Origin of the sequence: Rhizobium sp. NZLR11 (assembly GCF_019685115.1) — a bacterium.
Classification (GTDB): domain Bacteria; phylum Pseudomonadota; class Alphaproteobacteria; order Rhizobiales; family Rhizobiaceae; genus Rhizobium.
Map to the genome: position 1 here is coordinate 114,871 of NZ_JABDWD010000003.1, position 14,701 is coordinate 129,571.

General features: G+C 59.6%; 15 protein-coding genes. 12 read left to right on the plus strand and 3 right to left on the minus strand.

Translation table 11 applies throughout. The features are described 5' to 3' along the window. Positions 1-36: 36 nt before the first annotated feature. Positions 37-1,062 carry a porin gene (locus HJB83_RS06830; protein ID WP_221131480.1) on the plus strand — a complete coding sequence of 342 codons (1,026 nt, stop codon included), beginning with the start codon at positions 37-39 and terminating at the stop codon, positions 1,060-1,062. A 103-nt stretch (positions 1,063-1,165) separates the two neighbouring features. On the opposite strand, the gene HJB83_RS06835 is transcribed toward HJB83_RS06830, so the two are convergent. Both HJB83_RS06835 and HJB83_RS06840 read right to left on the minus strand, forming a co-directional pair. Continuing rightward, positions 1,166-2,062 carry an alpha/beta fold hydrolase gene (locus HJB83_RS06835; protein WP_221131481.1) on the minus strand — a complete coding sequence of 299 codons (897 nt, stop codon included), beginning with the start codon at positions 2,060-2,062 and terminating at the stop codon, positions 1,166-1,168. Positions 2,063-2,117: 55 nt separating this feature from the next. Continuing rightward, positions 2,118-4,193, minus strand: a complete 2,076-nt coding sequence (locus HJB83_RS06840; protein ID WP_221131482.1) for a lytic transglycosylase domain-containing protein — start codon at positions 4,191-4,193, stop codon at positions 2,118-2,120. A 211-nt stretch (positions 4,194-4,404) separates the two neighbouring features. Between HJB83_RS06840 and dapA the strand changes: the two genes are divergently transcribed. Both dapA and smpB read left to right on the plus strand, forming a co-directional pair. Beyond that, positions 4,405-5,289, plus strand: a complete 885-nt coding sequence (dapA, locus tag HJB83_RS06845) for a 4-hydroxy-tetrahydrodipicolinate synthase (protein ID WP_221131483.1) — start codon at positions 4,405-4,407, stop codon at positions 5,287-5,289. 93 nt (positions 5,290-5,382) lie between these two features. After that, positions 5,383-5,862, plus strand: coding sequence for an SsrA-binding protein SmpB (gene smpB, locus HJB83_RS06850; protein ID WP_164008587.1), 480 nt, complete (start codon positions 5,383-5,385; stop codon positions 5,860-5,862). A gap of 150 nt (positions 5,863-6,012) precedes the next feature. Here the strand turns inward: smpB and HJB83_RS06855 are convergent, their stop codons facing one another. Next, the gene (locus HJB83_RS06855; protein WP_207583609.1) at positions 6,013-6,594 is read right to left on the minus strand and encodes an NYN domain-containing protein; all 582 of its coding nucleotides are present in this window, start codon (positions 6,592-6,594) and stop codon (positions 6,013-6,015) included. A 296-nt stretch (positions 6,595-6,890) separates the two neighbouring features. Here HJB83_RS06855 and rpoZ point away from each other — a divergent pair, with 296 nt between their 5' ends. The 9 genes from rpoZ (at position 6,891) to HJB83_RS06900 (ending at position 14,701) form a co-directional block, all read left to right on the plus strand. Beyond that, on the plus strand, positions 6,891-7,295 hold the full coding sequence (rpoZ, locus tag HJB83_RS06860; protein ID WP_003558080.1) for a DNA-directed RNA polymerase subunit omega: 405 nt from the start codon (positions 6,891-6,893) through the stop codon (positions 7,293-7,295). Positions 7,296-7,484: 189 nt separating this feature from the next. After that, positions 7,485-9,719 carry a bifunctional (p)ppGpp synthetase/guanosine-3',5'-bis(diphosphate) 3'-pyrophosphohydrolase gene (locus HJB83_RS06865; protein ID WP_207583610.1) on the plus strand — a complete coding sequence of 745 codons (2,235 nt, stop codon included), beginning with the start codon at positions 7,485-7,487 and terminating at the stop codon, positions 9,717-9,719. Between the two features lie 193 nt (positions 9,720-9,912). Further along, on the plus strand, positions 9,913-10,062 hold the full coding sequence (locus tag HJB83_RS06870; RefSeq protein ID WP_207583611.1) for a DUF3563 family protein: 150 nt from the start codon (positions 9,913-9,915) through the stop codon (positions 10,060-10,062). A gap of 158 nt (positions 10,063-10,220) precedes the next feature. Then, entirely contained in the window at positions 10,221-10,811 is a 591-nt protein-coding gene (locus HJB83_RS06875; RefSeq protein WP_221131484.1) for a DUF2062 domain-containing protein, read from the plus strand. A gap of 38 nt (positions 10,812-10,849) precedes the next feature. Further along, the gene (acpS, locus tag HJB83_RS06880; protein ID WP_007626522.1) at positions 10,850-11,254 is read left to right on the plus strand and encodes a holo-ACP synthase; all 405 of its coding nucleotides are present in this window, start codon (positions 10,850-10,852) and stop codon (positions 11,252-11,254) included. A gap of 135 nt (positions 11,255-11,389) precedes the next feature. After that, positions 11,390-12,133, plus strand: coding sequence for a signal peptidase I (gene lepB, locus HJB83_RS06885; protein ID WP_207583613.1), 744 nt, complete (start codon positions 11,390-11,392; stop codon positions 12,131-12,133). Next, on the plus strand, positions 12,130-12,849 hold the full coding sequence (gene rnc, locus HJB83_RS06890; protein WP_207583614.1) for a ribonuclease III: 720 nt from the start codon (positions 12,130-12,132) through the stop codon (positions 12,847-12,849). Before lepB ends, rnc begins: the two co-directional genes overlap by 4 nt. 7 nt (positions 12,850-12,856) lie before the next feature. Continuing rightward, on the plus strand, positions 12,857-13,798 hold the full coding sequence (gene era / locus HJB83_RS06895; RefSeq protein WP_164008604.1) for a GTPase Era: 942 nt from the start codon (positions 12,857-12,859) through the stop codon (positions 13,796-13,798). Between the two features lie 150 nt (positions 13,799-13,948). Beyond that, on the plus strand, positions 13,949-14,701 hold the full coding sequence (locus HJB83_RS06900; protein WP_207583615.1) for a Crp/Fnr family transcriptional regulator: 753 nt from the start codon (positions 13,949-13,951) through the stop codon (positions 14,699-14,701).

Here is a 14,701-nt window from a genome sequence, read left to right on the forward strand (position 1 = left end):
CCAAACCCGATCGAAACTTTGAATTGGAGGTCATTTATGAACATCAAGAGCCTTCTTCTCGGCTCCGCTGCTGCTCTCGCAGTAGTTTCCGGTGCTCAGGCTGCTGACGCTATCGTTGCTGCTGAGCCGGAACCGGTTGAATACGTTCGCGTCTGCGACGCTTACGGCACCGGCTACTTCTACATCCCGGGCACCGAAACCTGCCTCAAGATCGAAGGCTACATTCGTTTCCAGGTCAACGTTGGCGATCAGGTTGGCGGTTCGCTAGCTCATCCTAACGACTCCGATTGGGATGCCGTTACCCGCGGTCAGGTTCAGTTTACCGCCAAGAGCGATACCGAGTATGGTCCGCTGACCGGCGTCATCGTCATGCAGTTCAATGCTGACAACGCCACCGATCAGGAAGCCAAGCTCGACTCCGCTTACCTCGACATCGCCGGCTTCCGCGCCGGTCTGTTCTACAGCTGGTGGGACGATGGCCTCTCCGGCGAAACCGACGATATCGGCTCTCCGGTTACGCTGCATAACTCCATCCGTTATCAGTACGAAACCGGCGACTTCTATGCTGGCATCAGCGTCGACGAGCTGGAAGACAGCCCGTTCTATGATGGCGAAACCGCCAACAACGTCGGCGTTGCAGTCGGTCTCGGCGGTAAGGCTGGTGCATTCAGCTACCAGATCACTGCCGGCTATGACACCGACAATGAAGAAGGCGCCGTCCGCGCAATGGGTACGGTTGAAATCGGTCCCGGCACGCTCGGCCTCGCAGCCGTCTACGCCACCAACCCGAATGCCTACTACAACGCGGCTGAATGGGCTGTTGCTGCCGAATACGCTATCAAGGCAACTGACAAGCTCAAGATCACCCCTGGTGTTCAGTACTACAGCAACTACGGCATTGACGGCAGCGACTTCGCCGACGGCGACGCCTGGAAGGTCGGTCTGACGGTTGATTACCAGATCGTCGACAACTTCTACGCCAAGGCTTCGGTTCAGTACCTCGATCCGGAAGATGCTGACGACTCCACGACGGGCTACTTCCGTCTGCAGCGTTCGTTCTAATCTGATCTGATTTCGGTCAATCAGGAAAGCCCGGCTCTCGAGCCGGGCTTTTTGTATTCCGATAAATGGCAGGGATAGCTGCGGATGTCCGGCGTCAATCAGGCTATCCGCAGGTGGCGAGAAAAGCTCGAATAGGTGCGGGAATACTGCTGAGATGCAGGAGGGGTGCATGTCCTTGCCCTTCGACAGCGTGAAAGATCAACCTTGAGTGCCGCCGCCCCATTTCATCAGCGGTCTCCTTTGAGAGCAGAGATGTATTTTCGCCACGGATCAGCAGGAGCGGAAATCGGCTCAGGCTTTCGAATTGCTCCCAGAGATCCGGTAGCGGCTGGCTGAGATCGACCGATTTCAGTGCCTCGGCGATCGCCGGATCGAAATCGGCGACCGGCCCTCCGCCGATGTCGCGATAAATGGCACGTGCCATCTCGCGCCAGTCGTCGTTTTCAAGCGCGGTGAACGACGCGCCATGATTTTCCTTCAATATATCGGCCGCGGCGTTCCAGTCTTCTGGCCTTCTGCCGCCGTTGAGATAATCGCGGATCCGCGCCAGCCCTTCGGCCTCGACGACAGGCCCGATATCGTTGAGGATGACGGCTTCGAGAAGATCCGGCCGTGTCGCCGCGATCAGGTGCAGGATCAGCCCGCCCCGAGACGTGCCGATGAAGATCGCCCTCTCGATTCCGAGTGCCGCGCAGGCGGCAACGACGTCGCCGGCCTCCATCGTGAGATTGTAGTTCGCCTTGTTCTCATCCCAGGCCGAGTTTCCCCGCCCGCGCGAATCGAGCGCGATGACCCGGCGCGGTTCTGTCATGTCCCCGGAGAGAAGCAGCGCAAGCGGATGAAAATCCCGCGTATTGCGGGTCAGGCCGGGCAGGCAGACGACCGGCAGTCGTCCCGCGGTTGCCGCCTCGCCCGGCCGATAGTCGCGGGCATAAAGCTTCAGCCCATCCGAAGACGCGTAAAATCGTTCCTGGAAACCGCTTGCATCCGTATCCGGCATCGTATCCCTCGAGAGTTGTTGATCCCGCAGATGTAGCCTGCCGCGCCAAACGGCTTCAGGAGGCGCTGCGTCCGCCGATCAGGTCGCGCTCGATATCGGTCGACTGGCCGAGACGGGCCTTGTAGACCTCGTAATTCTCCATGACCCGCTGGACGTAGTTGCGCGTTTCGGGGAAGGGGATGCGCTCGATCCAGTCGACGATCTCGTCGATCGACTTGCCGCGCGGATCGCCATAGCGGCCGATCCATTCAGGTACCCGCTTCGGTCCGGCATTGTAGGCGATGAAGGTGAGAATGTAGGAGCCGCCGAAGGCGTCGATCTGCTCGCCAAGGTAATGCGCGCCGAGTGTGGCGTTGTAACCGGCATCGGCCGTCAGCTTGTCTTTCGAGTAGGCGATGTTATGGCGCTTGGCCACCGCCTGGGCTGTCCCCGGCAGAAGCTGCAGCAATCCCCGCGCATTCGCCGCCGAAACGGCGGCTGGGTTGAAGGCGCTTTCCTGCCGGGCGATGGCATAGGCGAGTGCCTTGCCGGAGCCGGAGATATTGGCATTAGCCGGGATGACGCCGACAGGAAAGGCGAGTGCTGCGACGTCGATGCCGCGTCCATAGGCGATCTTGCCGATCTGCAGCGACAGATGGTGATCGCCGGATTGCTCAGCCTGTGCCGCAAGCACAGCCAGTTCACCCGGGCTCTGCAGTTGATCGGCGAGCGCCAGATAGAGAATGTCGGCCCGCCATCCATGGCCTGCCGCCTCCAGCCGGGCGATCGCCTGCACGGCTTCGCGTCCCTGGAAGCGTTGCCGGTCGTCCGCGGTCGGCGAGGGATAAGTAACGTTCAGCGTCTTCCGCCCTAACCGTTCCGCCGCGAGCTGGCCATAGAAAGTGCCGGGAAAAGTCGCAGCCTTCGCATAGAGTTCGCCGGATTTGCCAGGACCTCCGGCCTCCGCCGCTCGTCCCAGCCAATACCAGGCGCGTGAAACCGAGATCGGCCCGTTTGACGTCTGGAGGATCTTGCGGAAGTGTTGTTCCGCGGCTGCCGGATCCTGCAGGCCGCGAAGCGCGTACCATCCGGCATGGAACTCAGCCTCGACGATATCCGTCGGGCTCGTTGCGGCGTAATTTGCGACGATGCGATAGGCCGGCTTGAACTGTCCCTGGTCGACGAGACCACGGCTGACGATACGCTGCTCGTTCCACCACTCGCCCGAATTGACAAGGTCGCTGCGCTCGGGCGGCATCTGCTCCAGAAGTGCTGCCGCCTCGGCATATTTGTCCTGCTTGCGGAGATATTCGATTCGCGCAAACAGCAAGCCGGCATCGCCGCGCCATCTGGCATCGACGGTATCGAGTAGCGCGCCGGCATTGCCAGCCTTGGCGTCGACGGCAGACCAGGCCTTGTAGAGCGACTGCGCCTGGCCCATGTCTCCAAAGCGCTTAGCCTGCGCCACTCGGCCGCGATACATCAGATAGTCCATCCGCGCCTTGTGGTCGGCGGGCGTCAGCAGCGCCGAAAACTCGATGAGCATCTTATCCTCGGTCGCCTTGTCGAGACCCTCTCCACGCCAGACCTTGCGGATATATTTTGCCGCCTGCGCCTGCTTGCCCGTTGCAATCAGCGCCCGGCCGAGGATGACTGCGCCCTGCATCGTCTCAGGTGCGGTATCGCCGAAGGCGGCGAGCACGGCTGATGGGGCGGGGTTTTCATCATAGAGCGCGCGTTCGGAATAGGCGCGCAGCCGCGAAAGGCCCGGCCAGCTCTTGAGCTCTTGCGCAGCACTGGCGATTTCATAGGAGGGAACGCCCTTCAATCCGGAAACGGCGATCGCCCAGGTGAGGATATGGCGGTCGAGCGTATCGTCGCGCATGCTGTCGCGGATCGACAGCGCTAGCTGCGGGTCCTTGTCGGAAAGCGCGTCGAGGCCGGCTTTCAGATCGTTGTTGACTGGCGCGACTGCCGGATTGCGCGGAATGGCGCCTGTTGTGATCGATTCCGGTATGGCCGTCTCAGGAATGAAGCCGAGCGGCTTGACAGCAGGCACGGGCGCGCTCTCGCCGGGAAGCGGCGACGCTACACCGCCCCACGCGGCGGCAATGAAGCCGAAGGCGGACAGAATCAGGACAGCTTTCTTCATCCGGGATCTCGCAACGAAAACACGCCCTGCCATTTGGCTAGAGGCATCTTAACGAAACCTTACCGTACCAGGTAAAATTCATTCACATCTGCTATCGGAATTGCCCTAAACCGAACTCTACGCGCTTGTCGCGATGATTTCGGCGCTCTATGGTGCGCAAAATATTCATGGAATGCGGCCGAAGCAAGGATTTGGTCGTGAGGAGCTTTGCATGTTCAATGGGTCCATTCCCGCCCTCGTCACCCCCTTCACGGATGCCGGACTGATCGACGAAGACAGCTTCGCCGCGCATGTCGACTGGCAGGTCAAGGAAGGCAGCCGGGGTCTCGTTCCTGTCGGCACGACGGGCGAATCCCCGACGCTGTCGCATGCCGAGCACAAACGAGTGGTGGAACTCTGCATCGAGGTTGCTGCAAAACGCGTCCCCGTCATGGCCGGCGCCGGCTCGAACAATACACGTGAGGCGATCGAGCTTGCCCAGCATGCCGAAAAGGTCGGTGCGGACGCAGTTCTGGTCGTCACGCCTTACTACAACAAGCCGACGCAGAAGGGCTTGATCGCGCATTTTTCGGCGATTGCCGAGGCCGTCGATCTACCGATCTATATCTACAACATCCCCGGCCGCTCCGTGGTCGACATGACGCCGGAAACGATGGGTGCGCTCGCCAAAGCCCACAGGAATATCGTCGGGGTCAAGGATGCGACGGGCAAGATCGAGCGTGTCTCCGAGCAGCGCATCACCTGCGGTTCGGATTTCAGGCAGTTGTCCGGCGAGGATGGGACGGCGCTCGGCTTCAACGCCCATGGCGGTGTCGGCTGTATTTCGGTAACGGCCAATGTCGCCCCGCGCCTCTGCGCCGATTTCCAGGCGGCGACGCTGGAAGGCAACTATTCGAGCGCGCTGGAATATCAGGATCGGTTGATGCCGCTGCATAAAGCGATCTTCCTGGAACCTGGTCTTTGCGGCGCCAAATACGGGCTCTTCAAGCTTGGTCGTATGAGCCGCAACGTCCGCTCGCCGCTGATTTCGACGCTGGAACCGGCAACGGAAACGGCGATCGACGCCGCCCTGCGCCACGCCGGGCTTCTGAACTGAAGAGACCGGCCGTCTTCACAAGGCCGGGTCGTTCCCCTACATAAGGGCAAGCAATGAGGGCGCGGCTTTTCGCGCCCTGAAGGGAATATCGTCATGGCCCCCAAAGGCAGCCAGCGCGTGGTGAATAAGGTCGTGGCCGAAAACCGCAAGGCCCGCTTCAACTACGAGATCATCGATACCTACGAGGCCGGCCTCGTGCTGATGGGCACGGAGGTCAAGGCGCTACGCGAAGGAAAGGCCAATATTGCCGAATCCTATGCGTCGGATGAGGGCGGCGAGATCTGGCTGATCAATTCCTATTTGCCCGAATATCTGCAGGCGAACCGCTTCAATCACGAACCGCGCCGACGCCGCAAGCTGCTGCTGTCGGGGCGTGAAATTCATCGCCTGCGCTCTGCTATCAACCGCGAAGGCATGACGCTGATCCCGCTGAAGATCTATTTCAACGATCGCGGCCGGGCAAAGATGGAGCTGGCGCTCGCTAAGGGCAAGAAATTGCACGACAAGCGGGAATCCGAGAAGGAGCGGGATTGGAACCGGCAGAAGAGCCGCCTTCTGAAGGACAATGGCTGACCACACTGGGCTGCCCACTATGCCGTGATTGGCGATCACACTGCAGTCGGCCGCTGTCGCTGATCTCGAGTGTGCAGGCATGGCGGTGCGGGGAGGGGCTGCCACGCCCTTTTCCCTCGCGGCCACTCGCTTCGAAATGATCGATTGAGATCAATCCTCTACATCGTTCGCCGGTGCGACTTCGACCTGACGTGGGGCTCGCTCGGCGGGATCGCGACCAATTTCAGCTTTCAGAGATAGGAGATCGATGAAGTGATCGGCTTGGCGACGCAGGTCGTCGGCAATCATCGGCGGCTGGGTCGCCATGGTTGAGATCACCGAGACCTTGCGGCCCCTGCGCTGCAACGCCTCGACCAGGTTGGTAAAGTCGCCGTCGCCCGAGAAGATAACGAGATGATCGACAGTTTCGGACTGTTCCATGGCGTCGATCGCAAGCTCGATGTCCATGTTGCCCTTGATCTTGCGTCGACCCATGGAATCCGTGAATTCCTTGGCAGGCTTGGTGACGACTTTATAGCCGTTATAGTCGAGCCAATCGATCAGCGGCCGGATCGACGAATATTCCTGATCTTCGATCAGAGCCGTATAATAGTAGGCGCGCAGCAAATAACCGCGTTTCTGGAATGCTTTCAAGAGCTTGCGGTAATCTATGTCGAAGCCGAGGCTCTTGGATGCAGCGTAAAGGTTGGCGCCGTCAATGAAGAGTGCAATTTTCTCGCGTGGGTCAAACATCGCTTACCAATCCAATGAGAGCAATAGAAATCCGCAGGACCAAAATCCAATAAAAACAATGACTTGTGTTTTGACTTCGATCTGATCCATATTTTAACAATTATTCATATATGAAAGATTTAGGGCACGATTCGGCATATTCCAAGCAACCTTCGGTGGAATTGTGACATTCTCCATGGAAATTTAGCTCGGCCGCGGATAAAGACGAGGGGAGCCGGAATGAAAAACTTGTATTTGCCCGGTTTTAATTGTATCCGGCGTGCTAATCCCGAAATGACGACCGTAAAGGACAGGCAATGGCCCGTGTCACAGTTGAAGATTGCATCGACAAGGTGGAGAACCGCTTCGAGCTGGTTCTGCTCGCCAGCCACCGCGCCCGGCTGATTTCCCAGGGTGCCTCGATCACCATCGATCGCGACAACGACAAGAACCCGGTCGTCGCCCTGCGCGAAATCGCCGACGAGACGCTTTCGCCCGATGACCTCAAGGAAGATCTGATCCATTCGCTGCAGAAGCATGTCGAAGTCGACGAGCCCGAGCCCGATCCGGCCAGCATGATCGCCGCCGGCGGTGTCGCCGCAGCCGACAGCGAAGAGCAGGACGACGTGCCCGAGACGATCACTTTCGACCAGATGTCGGAAGAAGAGCTGCTCGCCGGCATTGAAGGCCTCGTGCCGCCGGAAAAGAGCGACGACTACTAAGCGCGTAGCCTGATCCCGGTCGCATGTGATCCCCCGGTTGAATCCGATCCGGGAAAAGTTTCATGCGATGGAAAAGAGCGATGATTACCAATCGTCAATCTTGCGCCTTTATTGCTTAGGCATATTATTGCCCATGTGTGCGCCAATCGTTGATTGGCGCGCTTTTATTTTTATCGGAGTGGCTTTGGAATGATGCGGCAGTACGAGCTCGTGGAGCGGGTTCAGCAATACAAGCCCGATGCCAATGAAGCACTGCTGAACAAAGCCTATGTCTACGCCATGCAGAAACATGGCCAGCAAAAGCGCGCGAGCGGCGATCCCTATATTTCCCATCCGCTCGAAGTCGCCGCCATCCTCACCGACATGCACCTCGACGAATCGACGATCGCGGTTGCCCTGCTGCACGATACGATCGAGGATACGACGGCGACGCGCGCCGAGATCGACGAACTCTTCGGCGAGGATATCGGCCGCCTGGTCGAGGGTCTGACGAAGATCAAGAAGCTCGACCTCGTTACCAAGAAAGCCAAGCAGGCGGAAAACCTGCGCAAGCTGCTGCTGGCCATTTCCGACGATGTGCGCGTGCTGCTCGTCAAGCTTGCCGACCGTCTGCACAATATGCGCACCCTCGATCACATGTCGGCCGACAAGCGGGCCCGCATCTCCGAGGAGACGATGGAAATCTATGCGCCGCTCGCCGGCCGCATGGGCATGCAGGACATGCGCGAGGAGTTGGAGGAACTCTCCTTCCGGCATATGAACCCGGAAGCCTACGACACCGTCACCAAAAGGCTGGAAGAGCTCTCCAAGCGCAATGAAGGCATTGTCAAGAAGATTGAGGCCGAACTGCGTGACCTGCTGGTCGCAAGCGGCCTGACCAGCGCCTATGTCAAGGGCCGGCAGAAGAAGCCCTATTCGGTCTTCCGCAAGATGCAGTCGAAGTCGCTTTCCTTCGAACAGCTTTCCGATGTCTACGGCTTCCGGTTGATCGTCGAGGACATCCCCTCCTGCTATCGGGCACTCGGCATCGTTCACACCCGCTGGCGCGTCGTGCCTGGCCGCTTCAAGGACTATATCTCGACGCCGAAGCAGAACGATTATCGTTCCCTGCACACCACCATCGTCGGTCCTTCCAGCCAGCGGATCGAACTGCAGATCCGCACCAAGCGCATGCATGAGATCGCCGAATTCGGTATCGCCGCCCACACGCTCTATAAGGACGGCGCCACCAATGCCGACGGCGACATCCTGTCTCGCGAATCCAATGCCTATTCCTGGCTGCGCCATACGATCGAAGCGCTCGCCGAGGGCGACAGCCCGGAAGAATTCCTCGAGCACACCAAGCTCGAACTCTTCCAGGATCAAGTCTTCTGCTTCACGCCGAAGGGGAAGCTGATTGCCCTGCCGCGTGGCGCCACGCCGATCGATTTTGCCTATGCGGTGCACACCAATATCGGCGATACCACGGTGGGCGCCAAGATCAACGGCCGGATCATGCCGCTGGTGACGCGGCTTGCGAATGGCGATGAGGTCGAGATCATCCGCTCCGGCGTGCAGGTTCCACCCGCAGCCTGGGAGGAGATCGTCGTCACCGGCAAAGCGCGCGCCGCCATCCGCCGCGCCACCCGCATGGCGATCCGCAAGCAATATGCCGGCCTCGGCCACCGCATTCTCGAACGCACCTTCGACAGGGCCGGCAAGATTTTCTCCCGCGAGGCGATGAAGCCGGCGCTGCACCGCCTCGGCCAGAAGGAAGTCGAGGATGCGATCGCTGCCGTCGGCCGCGGCGAGATGTCTTCGCTCGACGTGCTGCGCGCCGTCTATCCCGACCATCAGGATGAGCGCGTCACCGTGAGGCCCTCCGGCGACGACGGCTGGTTCAATGTCCGCAGTGCTGCCGGCATGATCTTCAAGATCCCCGGCAAGACCAAGCCCGGGCCTGATGGCGGCCATTCGGAAATCGACACCGACGCCGATATCGGGCCGATCCGCGGCCTGTCCGGCAATGTCGACGTCAAGTTCGCGTCAACAGGCGCGGTGCCCGGCGATCGCATCGTCGGCATCATGGACCAGGGCAAGGGCATCACCATCTATCCGATCCAGTCGCCGAGCCTGCAGCGCTTCGACGATCAGCCCGACCGTTGGATCGACGTCCGCTGGGACCTCGACGAAGCCAACAAGTCGCGTTTCATGGCGCGCATCATGGTGAATGGGTTGAACGAGCCCGGCACGCTTGCCAAGGTCGCCCAGACGGTTGCAGGCCTCGACGTCAATATCCGTTTACTAAATACCGTGCGGGTAGCGGCGGATTTCACCGAGATGATGCTCGAGGTCGAGGTCTGGGACCTCCGTCAGCTCAATCAACTGCTCGCTCAGATGAAGGAACTGGACTGCATCGCCACGGTTCGGCGGCTTTATGAGTAGGCTCTTTGTTAAGCCCTCAGGGCTTTGAGCGCAAAATTGCACATTTTATGATCGTTCCGTGGTCAAGGTGGAGCGTTAAAAAGGCAAGCAATGCGCTAAATGCATGGCTGTCTCCATGTTGCGGCTGTAGTAATTAACTTGTGCCGAGCCTATCTTCTGGTCATCGAAACGCAAACAGAAGATGAGACAAGAAATGTTTGACCCCATCAAGAAATTCGCCCGTGCCTTCCGCGCTCCGACCACGCAGGAACGTGAAATGGCATATCTCAATGGCTCGCTCGATCGTATCGATCTCGAGTTTCGTCAGCGCCAGGTCGACCGCGGTCTGTTCCGCACGCGCTGATACTGAACTTTATACTTGAGACGAGTGAGGGACGTTATGCATGACGGACGCCCCTTGGCATGAAGAAGCTCCTCACCGCGAAGAGAACTGAGCTGTTTTTTACGCGGTATCAACTGCCGCTCTTGTCATGGTCATGTGCGCTGCACTAAATACCGGCCATGTTGTTTCGCCGTCGCAAGCCCGCGGGATTCAAGGAAAAGATGCGAGAGCTTTTATGGCCCCGCAAAGGTTTCCTTCGCCCGATCCGTTATCTGACAATGCGCATCCTGCGCCTCAGCGCTTCGCCGCATGCGGTTGCGGCCGGCGTCGCTGCGGGTGTGTTCGTCTCGTGGACGCCGTTCATTGGCGTGCATTTCGTCATGGCTTTTGTCATCACCTATTTCCTCTCCGGCAGTATGGTGGCCGCCGCCCTCGGCTGCGCGGCCTTCGGCAATCCGCTGACCTATCCCTTCATCTGGGGCATCACCTGGGAGATCGGGCACCTGCTGTTGAGCCGTGAGGATCATCTGGCCGGCCAGGCGGTTGATCTGGCCGCCCTATTTCACAAGCTGAACTTCACGGAGCTGTGGAGGCCGGTGCTGGAGCCGATGCTCGTCGGCGCCATTCCGCCGGGGATCGTCACCTCCGTTGCGCTCTATGCGCTGACGTTCTACACCGTGAAGAGTTTCCAGACGCGCCGCCACACACGGCTGTTGGAGCGGGCGCGATTGCGCCTAGCCAGCCCGGCCGGCGACATGCCCAGCGTATGAGCCTGATCAAGAATGCTTAAGCGACGGAAGGTTCCGGCATGATCATCGGCATTGGCAGCGATCTGATCGACATTCGCCGCGTCGAGAAATCCATCGAACGCTTTGGCGAGCGCTTCACCCGTCGCTGCTTCACCGAGATCGAGCGCGCGCGTTCCGACCGCCGGGCAAATCGTGGTGCATCCTATGCCAAGCGTTTCGCCGCCAAGGAGGCCTGTTCCAAGGCGCTCGGTACCGGCATAGCCCAGGGGGTCTTCTGGAAGGACATGGGCGTCGTCAACTTGCCGAGCGGCAAGCCGACCATGGTTTTATCGGGCGCCGCCGCCCTGATCCTCGAATCGATGCTGCCCGCGGGCCACAGGCCCGCCATTCATTTGACAATAACCGATGATTATCCCTTGGCGCAGGCCTTCGTGATTATCGAGGCGTTGCCCGAGAGCCTCTGATCGCGACCTCGGGAGCTGTTGATCGCGACCTCTCGTCGCTTTTGATGTTGTCGCCATTGCCGCAACCGGCCGAAGCCGCTAGAGAGAACGACAGAAAAATTGCGCCGCCGCGGCGTCTTGAAGGAATAAGACTGCGTGTCCGAAAAAGTCGAAACCAAGCCGAACGCCCTCTGGGAAAATATCAAAGTCATCATCCAGGCGCTGATTTTGGCGATGGTGATCCGAACGGTGCTGTTCCAGCCCTTTACCATTCCGTCCGGTTCGATGATGCCGACGCTGCTCGTCGGCGACTACATCTTCGTCAATAAGTTCGCTTACGGCTATTCGAAATATTCGCTGCCCTTCTCGCCCGATATCTTCAGCGGCCGCCTGTTCGGCTCCGATCCGAAGCGTGGCGACATCGTCGTTTTCCGCTTCCCGCCAAACCCTGAAGTCGATTACATCAAGCGTTGCATTGGCCTGCCGGGCGACCATATCCAGGTTACCGACGGCGTGCTCTACGTCAATGGCAAGCCGGTTCCGAAGGTGGCTGACGGTACCTTCACGTCGGATTACAAACTCGATCCGGGCGCCGATGTACCGGTCTTCCGCGAAACGCTCGACAGCGGCAAGACCTACGATACGCTCGATCAATCTCCCGTGTCGCGCGGCGATAACACCCGTGAATTCATCGTGCCGGAAGGCCATTATTTCATGATGGGCGACAACCGCGACAACTCGCTCGACAGCCGTTTCGACGTCGGCTTCGTGCCTGCAGAAAATCTTGTCGGCCGCGCCAGCGTCATCTTCTTCTCACTCGGCAACGACACCTCCTTCCGCGAAATCTGGAAGTGGCCGACGAATATGCGCTGGGACCGCCTCTTCAAGGTTGTTGAATGAGCAAGGCGCAGACGCTTTCTGCGGCCGACCGCGCAAAGCTTGAAGGCCTGATCGGTCACGACTTCGCCGAAAAGGAACGCCTGGATCGGGCGCTGACCCATGCCAGCGCCCGCACCGAAAAGGGCGGCAATTACGAACGGCTGGAATTCCTCGGCGACAGGGTGCTCGGCCTCTGCATCGCCGAGCTTCTGTTTCGCACCTTCGGTGCGGCGGCGGAAGGCGAGCTCTCGGTTCGCCTCAACCAGCTCGTCAGCGCTGAAACCTGCGCTGCCGTCGCCGACGAACTCAGTCTTCACCTCTATATCCGTACCGGCGCCGATGTGAAGAAATTGACCGGCAAGCGGATGATGAACGTGCGCGCCGACGTCGTCGAAAGCCTGATCGCCGCGATCTATCTCGACGGCGGCCTCGAAGTGGCCCGCCGCTTCATCCTGCGCTACTGGCAGGGCAGGGCGGTCAGGGCCGATGGCGCCAAGCGGGACGCCAAAACCGAGCTGCAGGAATGGTCGCACGCCAAATTCGGCGTCACGCCCAACTACCGCGTTGATGAACGCAGCGGACCGGATCATGATCCGCGTTTCAAGGTGACGGTGGAAGTTGCTGGCATAAAGCCGGAAACCGGCGTAGAGCGGTCGAAGCGCGCCGCCGAACAGGTTGCGGCGACGAAGATGCTTGAGCGCGAAGGCATTTGGCAGCAATCGCCTGCCGGAAACTGACGGGACAATGACACAAGAAGAAGATATCGCGGCCGAAGCTGCTGCAGAAACCAATCGTCCGACGCATTCGGGCTTCGTTGCGCTGATCGGGCCGACCAACGCCGGTAAGTCGACGCTGGTGAACCGCCTCGTCGGCGCCAAGGTCTCGATCGTCAGCCATAAGGTGCAGACGACGCGTGCCATCGTCCGCGGTATCGCGATCCATGACAACGCCCAGATCGTCTTCATGGACACGCCCGGCATCTTCAAGCCACGCCGCCGGCTCGACCGCGCCATGGTGACCTCGGCCTGGGGCGGTGCGAGGGATGCCGATCTGATTGTACTGCTGATCGACAGCGAGCGCGGCCTGCGCGGCGATGCCGAAGCCATCCTCGAAGGCCTCAAGGAGGTCCGGCAGCCCAAAATCCTGCTGCTCAACAAGATCGACCGCGTCAACCGTGAGGATCTGCTGGCACTCGCGGCCGCTGCCAACGAGAAGATCGCCTTCGATCGTACCTTCATGATATCAGCCGAAAACGGCTCCGGCTGCGACGATCTCATGGACTATCTGGCCGCCACGCTGCCGGAAGGGCCGTGGTACTATCCGGAAGACCAGATCTCCGATCTGCCGATGCGCCAGCTCGCCGCCGAGATCACCCGCGAGAAGCTGTTTCTGCGCCTGCACCAGGAGCTTCCCTACGCCTCGCATGTCGAGACCGAAAAGTGGGAAGAGCGCAAGGACGGCTCGGTGCGGATCGAGCAGGTGATCTATCTCGAGCGCGACAGCCAGAAGAAGATCGCGCTCGGCAAGGGTGGTGAAACCATCAAGGCGATCTCGACTGCGTCGCGCAAGGAATTGTCGGAGATCCTCGAGCAGCCGGTCCATCTCTTCCTGTTCGTCAAGGTTCGCGAGAATTGGGGTGATGATCCCGAGCGGTTCCGCGAAATGGGTCTCGATTTCCCGAAATAAGCACGGCAAGGATTTCGTCGGCCAGGCGCCAGACCGTTGTTTCCGCATAAAAAAATCGCTTTGCTCACGGAACAAATTTGTGGCTTTCGCATTCCTGAATGAGCGGCGTGCAAACGATGGTGCGTCGGCTTTGCGACGGCAAGGGCAAACATGGTGACGTCGAGATCGGTCAATTCTTTCAAGACCCCTTGCCAGCAATGTCCCTTGCGGCCCCTGCCGCATTTCAGGGAATTCAGCCGCGACGAGCTGGAATTCGTCTCGAGCTTCAAGAGGGGTGAGCTTGCCGTCGATGCCGGCTCCACTATCCTCGTCGAGGGCGCACACAGCGCTCATCTCTTCACCGTGCTTGCTGGTTGGGGCTTTCGCTACAAGATGCTGGAGGATGGGCGCCGCCAGATTCTGAATTATATCATGCCAGGCGATCTGATCGGCCTGCAGGGAACGATCGCCGGCGAGATGCAGCATTCCGTCGAAGCGCTTTCGCCGGTATCTCTTTGTGTTTTCGAGCGTGACAGACTGATGACGCTCTACAACAAACACCCCTCGCTCGCCTTCGACATCACCTGGATCGCTGCGCGCGAGGAGCGTATTCTCGATGAACACCTGCTCAGCATCGGCCGCCGCACGGCGCTGGAAAGAGCAGCCTACCTGATCGCTTTCCTGTTTGAGCGTGGCCGGAAGCTTAATCTCTTCAACGGCCGCAAATTCATCCCCATCACCCAGCAGCACATTGCCGATACACTCGGCCTTTCCATCGTCCACACCAACAAGACCCTGAAAAAGCTCGGTGAACGTCGGTTGATCCGCTGGCAGGAGCGCGGCTGCGAGGTTCTGAACGGCGAGGAATTGATGGCCATTGCCGGCTGGGAAGGGCTCGGAGAGGGCAAACGCCCCTTCATCTAA